The sequence below is a fragment of the Lysinibacillus sp. G1-3 genome (assembly GCF_056322905.1).
On sequence record NZ_JBWHYQ010000005.1, the window covers coordinates 251319 to 263828 of the forward strand.

Here is a 12510-nt window from a genome sequence, read left to right on the forward strand (position 1 = left end):
TTGATATGAGGAAACTAAATTATTTTTTCGGTTTAATAGCATTACTATTCCTACTAGTTGCTTGTGCAAAAGCAGATGAAAAAGATGCTGTGAAGGTTGGAATCCGCAGCTCGGAATTGAAAACATGGGAGTATATAAAAAAACAGGCTGCTAAGGAAGATATAAATCTCGATTTAGTGACATTCTCAGCACAATATGACCCGAACCAAGCATTGGCGGAGGGGGAGGTTGATATAAATGCATTTCAGCATATCGCTTACTTAAATTTATTTAATACGAGTAACGATACAGATTTACAGGCAATTGGCACAACGATCATGGCTCCGATAGGCTTATATTCTAACAAATATAAATCCTTGGATGATATGAAAGAGGGCGCCAAAATTGCTGTACCAAATGATCCTTCTAACTGGGGTAGAGCGTTATTGCTGTTACAGGAGAATGGATTACTGACGGTTACGGATAATTTTGATGGCAATGGTGGAGAGGATCGGATTAAAGATAATCCGAAAAAATTAAACATTTTACCAGTAGATGGTGCGACGACACCGAGGGTTATGGAGGATGCCGATTTTGCAATCATTAATAATGGGGTTGCTGTCGAAGCAGGACTGCTATTGAAAGATGCAATCATTCATGAAAATGAAACGGCGAAACCTTTTATTAATGTCATTGTGGCAAGACCTGAAGATAAGGACAATGAGACATTGAAAAAAATTATTGGCATTTATCAGCGTGAAGAGACGGCTAAATTCATTAAAGATATTTCCAATGGGAATTATATTCCTGTGAAAATGCCTTTAGATGAATTAGCTACATGGAAGGAATTTTACCTTCATTGACCAACACTATATTGACCAAATGTCTTTGTTTATATATGGATAGTGAAATTGATTCATATGAAAGGGAGATGACGACAAAATGACTAAGAAAAAAGAGTTAAAGCTTGCATTATATTTAATTGGGGCAGGTATGCATGTTGCAGCTTGGAAACATCCTTCAGCAAAAGTTAATGCAAGCATCGATATGAAAGCTTTACAAAAGGTGGCGCAAATAGCTGAAAAGGGTAAGTTTGATATTGCTTTTGTTGCGGATAGTTTAGCAATCAATCATGAATCACATCCACATATTTTAAATCGCTTTGATCCTCTTATACAGATTACAGCTTTGGCAGCTGCGACAACAAAAATTGGCCTTGGTGCCACTGCATCAACCACATATAGTGAGCCATATGTATTAGCGCGACAGCTAATGTCCGTAGACCATATTAGTGAAGGGAGAGTAGGTTGGAATCTAGTGACAACAGCAGATGCGACAGGAGAGACGGCTTTAAACTTTAGCCGTGACAAGCATTGGGAGCACGATCATCGTTACGAACGTGCGGAGGAATTTATCGATGTAGTTCAATCGTTATGGGATTCATGGGAGGACGATGCTTTTGTCTACGACCGTGATAATAATATTTTTTATGATCGCAATAAAGTACATGAGACCGCTTTTAAAGGCGAATATTTATCCGTGAAAGGTCCATTGAATATTGCACGTTCCGTTCAGGGGCAGCCTGTTATTATTCAAGCTGGTGCTTCAAAACCAGGGCAAAAATTAGCAGCGCGAACAGCGGAGGTCGTTTTTGTTCATTGGGACGATATTGAAAAGTCCAAGGAGCATTATCGTCATTTAAAGGCACAGCTTGCTCCATTTGGACGCACCGAGGAGGAGCTTCTTGTGTTCCAAGGGATATCGCCAATTGTGGGGGATACTGAGGAAGAGGCTATCCGTAAGTATAATGAATTACAGGCGTTGGTTGACCCATATGAAAGTTTAAAATTTGTTTCGGGCTATATGGGAAATGTGGATTTTTCTAAATACTCGTTAGATACACCTGCAATTGAAGTGGATTTTCCTAAAGTCAACAGTATTCAAAGTCATTTCTATGAGCATTTAGAAATTATCAAAAAAGAAAATTTAAAGGTGGGCGAATTATATGCACGCCTATTTGGTCCTGCTAAGCGCGATGCCTTTGTTGGAACACCAACACAAATTGCTGATGAGATGGAGCGCTGGATTACAGAGGAAGCGGCAGATGGCTTTATGTTACAGTTTTCATTATTACCACGCGATATAGAAGACTTTGTGAACAAGGTTGTGCCTATTTTACAAGAGCGGGGTATTTATCGGAAAGAGTATACAGGTTCAACACTAAGGGAACATTTAGGACTCAAAAAACCACAAAATCGATTTACGAAAAGTAAGGTGACTCATTGATGAGTGATGTTTATATTCGTAACGATCGTGAGCAAAAACTAGTTCAATATGCTAGTGAATTGGCACAACTAATTGACAAGACTGCTGGAAAATATGATGAGAGTGGAGAATTTCCGTTTGAGCAATTTAAAATTTTAGAGGACGCTGGCTATTTTAAATTAACCGTGCCAAAAAAATACGGCGGTGAGGAAATTTCTCTTTATGAAATGTTATTAGTACAGGAACAATTAGCAAAAGGCGATGGTTCTACTGCATTGTCTATTGGTTGGCACTTATTAACCTTTTTGAACGTTCGTGAGGCCAAGACGTGGCCCGAGCCAATATTTGCGGAATTAAGTCGTAAAGCAGTTAAAGAAGGTTCTCTATTAAATATTATCAATAGCGAACGAGGGAAAGGTAATATTTCTCGTGGAAGTTTACCTGGTACAATTGCAAAAAAAGTGCCTGGAGGCTATATCATTACAGGTGAAAAGGCTTTTGCTTCCTTAGCCCCCATTTTAAAACAATTTACGATTATCGCCTATATAGAAGAAGAGAATTTAACAGCAGAATTTTTAGTAACTAAAAATGATCAGGTAGAGGTTGTTAATACTTGGGATGCAATGGGAATGCGTGCAACAGGTAGTCATGATATTATTTTTCATGACACGTTTATTCAGGAAGAGGCATTGCTATACAAGCATCGTCCAAATGAAATAAACCGTTTTTTAGCTGATGGTCGTGTCTATTCATTAGAAATTCCAGCTGTTTACTTAGGGGTTGCAGGGGCTGCTAGGGATTATGCAATAGATTTTGCTAAAAATACTTATTCATACAGTTTAGAAAATACAATCGCTCACGCAAGTCATGTCCAACAAAAAATTGGTGAAATAGAAATACTTTATCAAACGGCACGTCGAACATTGTATAGTATTGCAGCCCAAGTAGAGCAAAATCCTGCGATAAAGGATCGACTTTCTGAAGATGTTAGCATTGCAAAGTATGTCATTTGTAATAATGCCATTGATATCGTAACAAAAGCTATGCAAGTTGTTGGTGGACGAAGTCTGTCTAAAACTAGTAAATTACAGCGACTATTTCGAGATGTTCAATGTAGTCGCTTTAATCCTCCGGCAGATGATGTAGTTATAACACAGCTTGCAAAGGGATTATTAGTCGATGTCAAACAAGGAGCTTTTCAATTATAGGTATCACTTTATCTTTATGTTTATGTTTTCCAACCGTTATTGTGGAAAAAATATTACCTAGTCTGCTAACAATATTGTTGGCAGATTTTTGTTTTCTATGAAAGGGGCTTTCCATTCCAAATGATCAAAACGACCCATTATTATCTATCTAGTTTTCTCTAGTATGTTATCAATGCTTTAAAACTGTTTTTATCTCAGCTTTTTTTACTAATTCTAGGGAATCAACTTTTATTTATTATACTCATTCTATTGTCGCAAGCTATTTTTAACTTCTTTCAGCGGCTGTCCAAACACCCGCTGAAAGAAGTTAAAGCCTCCGGCGGATGTCACGGAATCGGAAAGGAGTTCTTTGTGCAAGCACAAAGTCGATTCCGGACACAATTATGCCGAGGCATAATTGATGTGTGCTTTTTCTACTGAATTATCTATTTCTGTTTGTCGTGAAAGTTGATTTCTAGTATGATAATGGAGTGATAGGGGGGAAACCCGTGAATAACGGTTCAAAAAAACAAGAAATGTTTTCAAAAATGCAAGAAAGAAAATCCGAGGTAAAAATTGTGAGAAAAATCGTTGCTATTGTTGCAATTGCTTTAGTCCTAATTTTAGGGATAGTCGGTTTAATTGGCTATAATTATGTGAAGAGCGCATTAAAACCAGTAGATCCAGATGCGACTAAAACAATAGCGGTTGAAGTACCAATCGGTTCAGGTTTAAGCTCTATTTCGACTCTATTAGAGGAAAAAGGGTTAATTAAAGATGCTCGTGTTTTTAAATACTATGCCAAATTTAAAAATGAATCTCAGTTCCAAGCGGGCAAATATGATTTATCACAGTCAATGACATTAGACGAATTAATCAAAAGTTTAAAAACCGGAAAGGTCTACCGTACGCCAGTCTTTGCAATGACCATTCCTGAAGGCTTAACACTTGAACAAATCGGTAATATTGTGGAAAAGAAAACACCTTACACTCAAAAGGAATTTATGGACTTAGTAACAAGCGATACATTTGTTCAACAAATGAAGGCTAAATATCCTGAGCTTGTAACGGATGCGGTTTTAGCCGATAATATTCGTTATGATTTAGAGGGCTATTTATTCCCTGCAACGTATTCTTATTTTGAAGAAAAACCAACATTGGAATCGATTGTAGATGAAATGGTAGGGGCAATGGACAAGGTTGTGAAAAATTACAGCGATGTTCTTACTGAAAAACAAATGTCAGTACATCAATTAATAACGTTTGCTTCATTATTGGAAGAAGAAGCTACTGCTCAAACAGATCGAGAAACAATTGCGAGCGTATTCTATAACCGTATCAATCAAGGAATGCCTCTACAAACAGACCCAACTGTTTTATATGCACTAGGATCTCATAAAGATCGTGTACTTTATAAAGATTTAGAAGTAGATAATGCCTATAATACCTACAAAAATAAAGGCTTACCACCAGGTCCTATTGCGGGTGCTGGGAAAACTTCAATTGAAGCAGTGCTTAATCCAAGTGAAACAGATTACCTCTTCTTCTTAGCGGATAAACAGGGTGTCAATCACTTCTCGAAAACATATGATGAACACTTACAGAAAGAGCAAAAATATTTGCGCAATGCAGAGTAATTTCTGTTAACTTGTGAGATGTTAAGTTACTTTTCAGCGGGTGTCCATACATCTGCGAAAAAACGTAATTATGCCGAGATATACTGGATATTATTAAAAAATAAATAGTAATAATGTGGATAGAAGGAAAGAAAAATAGCTTTCCTTCTATTTTCATGCTATTATAAGTTGTGATTTTTAATCGATCCGCATGGGAAAAATTCAATCAGTCCGTTAATGCGGAAAAATATACGTGGTGGCAATTGTTTAAAGCTTATAAAAACAATTGCTCATTTTTGTATGACGAAGTACCAAGACATCACGTTTGGTCTTTTTCTTTTTGTTGTTAAATGATGAAGTACAGACAACGAGGATTACTTGTTGCCTTTTAACTTCTTTCAGCAAATGTCTTTGGTAGCGAAAGTGAAGCGTCAGCTGCAGATGTCTTTGGTAGCGAAAGTGAAGCGTCAGCTACAGATGTCTTTTGTAGCGAAAGTGAAGCGTCAGCTACAGATGTCCAAGCATCCGCTGAAAGAAGTTAAAGCCTCTGGCGTATGTCACGAAATCGGCTGTGTGCTTGTACAAAGCCGATTCCAGACGCAATTATGCCGAGGCATAATTGATATGAGGGTGAACTTAAAAATGGAATTATCAGATGCATATATTCAATCATTTATTCAACCACGTAATGAATTGCTTTTAGAAATGGAAGCATTTGCGGAGGAGAATCATGTACCGATTATGCAGCTTGCAGGCATTGATGCACTAAATCAACTGCTACGTATTCAAAATCCGTCAAAAATTTTAGAGATTGGTACAGCAATTGGTTATTCTGCAATAAGAATGGCTGACGCTTTACCTAACGTGCATATCGTGACAATTGAGCGAGATACTGAGCGTGTTGCGAGAGCAAAGGCTTATATTGAACGTTCTACAGTTTCAGATCGTATTACGGTTATTGAAGGAGACGCCTTAGAGGTGAATGATGAAGCAATTCATACGACCTTCGATGCAGTTTTTATCGATGCTGCAAAGGGACAATATCAACGCTTTTTTGAAAAGTATGCGCCTCTTGTAAAATCTGGCGGAGTTCTATATATCGATAATATGTATATGCATGGCTTATCAGATTTAGATTTAAAAGATGTACCGCGTCGCAAGCGTACAATGATTCGAAATTTAAAAAACTTTACCGATTGGATTATGGAGCACCCTGATTATACTAGTGCATTTTTACCGGTCGGTGATGGTTTATTACTATGTTTGAAGAGGTGACTATTATGAAAAAACCTGAATTGCTTGTTACACCGCAATCAGTGGACCATGTAAAAGCACTTTTACAGGCTGGAGCAGATGCTTTTGTTATTGGTGAACAACAATTTGGTCTTCGTCTAGCAGGAGAATTTTCTGTTAGTGAAGTGGAAGAAGCTACAAAGTTGATTCATGCAGCGGGTAAAAAGGTTTATGTTGCGGTAAATGCGCTATTCCATAATGATAAAATGGATGCGCTTGCCGAATATTTAAAAGAAATGCAACGTATTGGTGTTGACCGTTTAATTTATGGTGATCCAGCAGTATTAATCATCCGTCGTGAACAAGGTGTTACAATACCGCTACACTGGAATCCAGAAACGACTGCAACGAACTGGTTTACAGCAAATTATTGGGGGAAACGCGGAGCAACTCGCGCAGTACTTTCACGTGAACTTTCTTTAGATGAAGTGCTAGAAATTAAAGAAAATGTAGAAATAGAGGTTGAGGTTCAAGTACATGGAATGACATGTATGTTCCAATCAAAACGCCCATTACTAGGCCATTATTTCTTATATCAAGATAAAGTAATGGAAATTGAAAATCGTAAGGAAAATCGCAATATGTTCCTTCATGATGATGAGCGTAATAATAAATATCCAATTTATGAAGATGCTAACGGTACGCATATTTTCAGTCCAAATGATATGTGTATTATTGATGAGCTTGGCGAATTATTCGAAGGTGGCATAGATGCATTAAAAATTGAAGGTGTGCTTCAAACACCAGAATATGTAGTCACAGTAACAGAAGCTTATCGTCAAGCACTTGACACATATTTTGACGAATCAGAAGATGCGTATGAAGATATTAAAGATGATTTACTAGCTAAAATTGAAGAAATTCAGCCTGCCATCAGACCTCTTGATACTGGCTTTATCTTCAAGGAAACAGTTTACTAGGAGGTGGCAAGAACATGGCATTAGCATTAGAACAAAATGACAAAATTCGTGAGATTGTAGACGGGGAACGTGTCATTACAAAAAAACCAGAGCTACTTGCCCCTGCAGGTAGTTTAGAAAAATTAAAAGTAGCAGTTCACTATGGAGCAGATGCTGTATTTATCGGTGGACAAGAGTTCGGTTTACGTTCAAACGCAGATAACTTCTCAATTGAACAAATGCGCGAAGGTGTTGAATTCGCCAATAAATATGGTGCTAAAATCTATGTTACGACAAATATTTTCGCCCATAATGAAAATATGGACGGCTTAGAGCAGTATTTAAAAGATATTGAATCTGCAGGTGTTACAGGCATTATTGTAGCGGACCCTCTGATCATTGAAACTTGCCGTACAGCTGCACCAAAGCTTGAAATTCATCTTTCTACACAGCAATCTTTATCGAACTGGAAGGCTGTCCAGTATTGGAAAGAAGAAGGCTTACATCGTGTAGTATTAGCACGTGAAGTAGGCGGCGAAGAAATGAAGCTGATGAAGGAAAAAGTCGATATTGAAATTGAAGCATTCGTTCATGGAGCGATGTGTATCGCCTATTCTGGTCGCTGTGTACTTTCAAATCATATGACTGCTCGTGACTCTAACCGTGGTGGTTGCTGTCAATCTTGTCGCTGGGACTATGATTTATATGAGCTAGAGGATGGCGAAGAAAAGGCACTTTTCGATGATAATCACGCACCTTTCGCGATGAGTCCGAAAGACTTAAAGTTAATTGAAGCAATTCCACATATGATTGAGCTTGGGATTGATTCATTAAAAGTAGAAGGCCGTATGAAATCAATTCACTATGTTGCTACAGTTGTTTCAGTGTACCGCAAAGTGATTGACGCTTATTGTGCGGACCCTGACAATTTCAAAATTAAACGTGAATGGCTTGAGGAATTAGATAAATGTGCTAACCGTGACACTGCAGAAGCATTCTTCCACGATGCACCTGGTCACGAGGAGCAAATGTTTGGTGTACATGGCCGTAAAACGACTTATGAGTTTGCTGGTTTAATTTTAGAGCATGACCCAGAAACGAAAATGGTAACAATGCAACAACGTAACTATTTTAAACCTGGCGATGAGGTAGAATTCTTTGGACCAGAAATCGAAAACTTCCGTTTTACAATGGGTGAAATTTGGGATGAAGATGGCAATAGCTTAGATGCTGCGCGTCATCCACTACAAATCGTTAAATTTAAATGCGACACACCATTAAAACCACATAATATGATGCGAAAGGAGAATAATTAATGGCAGCGAAGCGTCCAGTCGTCATAGGAATCGCTGGTGGCTCATGCTCGGGAAAAACGAGTGTGACCCGTGCTATTTATGATGTTTTCCGCGATCATTCAGTAGTTGTAATTGAACAAGATTTTTATTATAAAGATCAAAGTCATTTAACGTTTGAGGAGCGTTTAGGTACAAATTATGACCATCCGTTAGCGTTTGATAATGATTTGTTAATTGAACACTTAAAAAAATTATTGGTCCGTCAACCAATTGAAAAGCCTGTGTATGATTATGTGCAGCATACAAGAGCAAAAGAAGTTATTCATGTAGAGCCTGTAGATGTTATTATACTAGAAGGTATTTTAGTGTTAGAAGATGCAGATTTACGTGATTTAATGGACATTAAATTATATGTAGATACGGACTCAGATTTACGTATTATTCGTCGTATAATGCGTGATATAAAAGAGCGTGGCCGTACAACAGATTCTGTAATCGAGCAGTATTTATCGGCAGTGCGTCCAATGCACAATTTATTTATTGAGCCGACGAAACGTTATGCTGATATTATTATTCCTGAAGGCGGGGATAATGAGGTTGCAATCGATTTAATGGTAACGAAGATTAAAACTATTCTTGAAACCGACAACGTATTGTAATAAGATAGAGTGGTATTGACAATATTTACATGCATATCTGTACATATTTCAGAAAGGCATGCATACTATTAGGTCAAAGCGTAATTTGAAAACGTTTAAAAATAATAAAATTCGATTAAATGATCCTACAAGGCATTTAATCGAGTTTTATGTTTTTATATTGACGAAAACAAGGAGTGAAGAACTTTGGCAAACGAAAAACAGTACCCAATGACAGCTGAAGGTAAAAGAAAATTAGAAGAAGAATTAGTGAAATTAGAAACAGAAACTCGTAAGGAAATCGTAGAACGTATTAAAATCGCTCGTGATTTCGGGGATCTTTCTGAAAATGCTGAGTATGATTCTGCAAAAGAAGAACAAGCCTTTTTAGAAGGTCGTATTTCGACACTAAAATCAATGATTCGTAACGCAGTTATTATTTCTGAGGACGAATCAGATAACAGTGTAGTTTCATTAGGGAAAACGGTTACATTTGTAGAAATTATTAATGGAAAACCATCAACTGATGAGGAATCGTATACAATTGTTGGTTCGGCTGAGGCAGATCCAATGGAATTCCGTATTTCAAATGAATCACCAATTGCTAAAGGCTTGCTAGGTCGTGCTGAAGGCGAAGAGGTTGTCGTACAAACACCTGGTGGTGAAATGAAAGTTAAAATTATTTCAATAAAATAATTTTTTGTACAAGCAGTTAGCTTTCTTTGTAAAAGAGAGCTAGCTGCTTTTATCTTCATTCAGCACAATCTATTGTATCTACAGCACCGCCAAGGCGATACTGTTCTTGATTCTATCATCTATGTGAGTTTTTACACTTCTTTTAGCAAAAGGCATTTGTAGCGACAGACGATACAGGAGTATCCCACTTTTATAGGTTGTGAGATGAATGCGGAGTATTGTAGCAATTTAACTGTGCGAATGCGAAGCGACAACAACATATGACTGAATAACCAACGTCTTGTTGGCAAAAAGCCGATTCCGTATACAATAACGCCGTTGCATAATTGATTCAATAGCCAACATCCAATAAATACCTTAAGAGGTCTTTGGTTTTGTCTATGATATAATAGGAGCACAATTATTTTGCAAGTGCTGTTGAACTTGATAAAATATTGGCTAGAGAGGGGGAGACTTCATGAGTGAACGAAAAACTCGAAGCAGTCGTCATTTGCAGCCATCTCATAATAAAAAGCTAGATAAACTATTGAATGTATTAATTGGTATTGTCGTGATATTAATTATTATAGTAGCCACATTTGTGTTTAAATGGCAGGATGATGCAGGGCAAGTTGCGAAAGATGAGCCAATACAGGAGCAGAAGAACGATAAAGAAGACGTGAAGGAAGAGCCTTCTAAAGAGAAAAATAATGATGAAACAGCTAAAGAAGAAACAGAGGAAGAGCCTACAGATGAAACTGAAACATCTGAACAGGATGCTACTACTGAAACCACGTCAGACAACCCAATTGTTGATAAGGTTGTAACCAATAAAAGCTGGAAGCCTACACCTACAACACAAACAGGTCAGCATGTGTCTTCTTACGATGATAAATCTGTAGACTGGGCTGAAAAGGTGGCCACAGTTACAGCCGCTACTGGCATCGAAAAGGACAATATGATTATTTGGCGTATACAAAATAACGGTGGCGCTAATTCGGCTATTGCAACAGTTTCAACTAATGATAAGACACAAATGTACCGTGTCAGCATGGAATGGGTCGACAACGAAGGCTGGTTACCAGTCAAACTTGAGCAACTAAATACATTAAATGGTGCCTATTGACGAAAGTAACTCGTTTTATTATTTTTAACTTATAGAAGCAGATGTACAAACATCCACTGATATAAAGGAGCTCAGTCTAAGAACGCCACGTCCTGTGGCAATTTATCTGTGTGAAAGCGAAGCGACAGCAACACACGACTGAGTGACCAACTTCATGTTGGCCCAAAGCCTCCGGCGGATGTCACGGTAATCGGAAAGGAGTTCTTAAAAAGGATGTTAGCCTAAAATCATCGCATCCATGGGATAACGGCTAATTGACCTGCATCGGTAAAAACGCCACGTCCTGTGGCATTACCGAAATGACCGACATCGTGTCGGCCCTCGTGCAGGCCTAAGCACAAATCCGATTCCCGGACGCAATTATGCCGAGGTATAATTGATTTGAAGTGCATAAAGAAGGGAAGTAACGTAAATATGAAAATCGCAGTAATCGGAGCAATGGAAGAGGAAGTAGAGCTTTTACGTGCATCTATAGAGAATGCAAAAAGCACAACAATTGCAGGAAGTGAATATACAACAGGAACTTACAAAGGGAACGAGGTAGTTTTATTAAAAAGTGGTATTGGTAAAGTGAATGCTGCAATGTCAACTACTATTCTATTACATGAATTCAAACCTGATGTAGTCATTAATACGGGCTCTGCAGGAGGCTATGATGAAAAGCTTGAAGTAGGCGCAATAGTTATTTCAGATGAAGTCCGTCATCATGATGTAGATGTAACGATTTTCGGTTATGAAATGGGCCAAATGGCTGGCATGCCAGCAGCTTATAAATCAGATGAAAAACTTATGAAAGTGGCTGAAGAGGCAGTAGAGGCTGTTGGAGAGCACCAATATGGTATTGGTTTAATTTGCTCAGGTGATGCTTTTATGAATGATCCTGTTCGTGTAGAAGCAGTCCGTCGTCACTTCCCGCAAATGAAGGCAGTAGAGATGGAAGCAGCAGCTGTTGCACAAGTGTGTTACCAATTTGGTACTCCGTTTGTTGTTATTCGTGCTTTATCAGATATTGCTGGCAAAGAATCGAATATTAGCTTCGATGAGTTTTTACCAGTAGCTGCAAAGCATTCAACACAAATAGTACTAAAAGCTATCGAATCGTTATAAAGTCTATTATCAGCAGAGTTTTCTTTATCCCACTGTGTATTAGTTTTCACCAATCTGCGAGATAAACTACACAAAAAAGTCAAAATGAGTGCCTTTTAGTGTGAGAAAAATCACAGTTTAAAAGTCGCACGAATGCTAAACTGTTGTTAATTAAATCTCTTCATATTCAGATGGGAGGCATGCATAATGCTATTTTTAACAGCAGGTGTAGTCATTATAACAATGTTACTCGGTACACTTATTTCAGCAGAACTTTCAGAATCTGTTGAAATTCATTAAGAGAAAAAGCTCTCTTGCGACATTTTGAACTGAACCCCGAATAGTGGACACTTTAAAAAAAGTGGACCTATTCGGGGTTTTTCTATTTTCAATGTTTGGAAACCCCGTTATACTAACCATACCATTTATGAACGGGAGAACATCATGAGTA

The 12510-nt window shown here is 37.9% G+C and carries 11 protein-coding genes; all 11 read left to right on the forward strand.

All coding sequences use genetic code 11. The features are described 5' to 3' along the window. Positions 1-5 precede the first annotated feature (5 nt). A complete protein-coding gene (locus ACVYAD_RS07215; protein ID WP_476425479.1) occupies positions 6-842 on the forward strand; it encodes a MetQ/NlpA family ABC transporter substrate-binding protein in 837 nt (278 codons plus the stop codon). Positions 843-921: 79 nt separating this feature from the next. Next, positions 922-2265 (forward strand): LLM class flavin-dependent oxidoreductase, encoded by a 1344-nt coding sequence (locus ACVYAD_RS07220; protein ID WP_476425481.1) that lies wholly within the window; start codon positions 922-924, stop codon positions 2263-2265. Next, on the forward strand, positions 2265-3452 hold the full coding sequence (locus ACVYAD_RS07225; RefSeq protein ID WP_476425483.1) for an acyl-CoA dehydrogenase family protein: 1188 nt from the start codon (positions 2265-2267) through the stop codon (positions 3450-3452). Before ACVYAD_RS07220 ends, ACVYAD_RS07225 begins: the two co-directional genes overlap by 1 nt. A gap of 488 nt (positions 3453-3940) precedes the next feature. Further along, the gene (mltG, locus tag ACVYAD_RS07230) at positions 3941-5068 is read left to right on the forward strand and encodes an endolytic transglycosylase MltG (RefSeq protein WP_349660060.1); all 1128 of its coding nucleotides are present in this window, start codon (positions 3941-3943) and stop codon (positions 5066-5068) included. Positions 5069-5689: 621 nt separating this feature from the next. Beyond that, positions 5690-6322, forward strand: a complete 633-nt coding sequence (locus tag ACVYAD_RS07235; protein ID WP_349660149.1) for an O-methyltransferase — start codon at positions 5690-5692, stop codon at positions 6320-6322. 5 nt (positions 6323-6327) lie between these two features. Beyond that, the gene (locus ACVYAD_RS07240) at positions 6328-7260 is read left to right on the forward strand and encodes a peptidase U32 family protein (protein WP_476425485.1); all 933 of its coding nucleotides are present in this window, start codon (positions 6328-6330) and stop codon (positions 7258-7260) included. 14 nt (positions 7261-7274) lie between these two features. Then, complete coding sequence (locus ACVYAD_RS07245; RefSeq protein WP_476425487.1) at positions 7275-8555, forward strand: peptidase U32 family protein; 1281 nt, start codon at positions 7275-7277, stop codon at positions 8553-8555. Next, complete coding sequence (gene udk, locus ACVYAD_RS07250) at positions 8555-9193, forward strand: uridine kinase (protein WP_349660063.1); 639 nt, start codon at positions 8555-8557, stop codon at positions 9191-9193. The genes ACVYAD_RS07245 and udk overlap by 1 nt, the downstream gene beginning before the upstream one ends. Before the next feature lie 186 nt (positions 9194-9379). Further along, on the forward strand, positions 9380-9868 hold the full coding sequence (gene greA / locus ACVYAD_RS07255; protein WP_079562862.1) for a transcription elongation factor GreA: 489 nt from the start codon (positions 9380-9382) through the stop codon (positions 9866-9868). A 457-nt stretch (positions 9869-10325) separates the two neighbouring features. Next, positions 10326-10973, forward strand: a complete 648-nt coding sequence (locus tag ACVYAD_RS07260; protein WP_476425489.1) for a YrrS family protein — start codon at positions 10326-10328, stop codon at positions 10971-10973. Between the two features lie 414 nt (positions 10974-11387). Then, positions 11388-12080 carry a 5'-methylthioadenosine/S-adenosylhomocysteine nucleosidase gene (gene mtnN / locus ACVYAD_RS07265; protein WP_079562864.1) on the forward strand — a complete coding sequence of 231 codons (693 nt, stop codon included), beginning with the start codon at positions 11388-11390 and terminating at the stop codon, positions 12078-12080. The last annotated feature ends 430 nt before the right edge of the window (positions 12081-12510 follow it).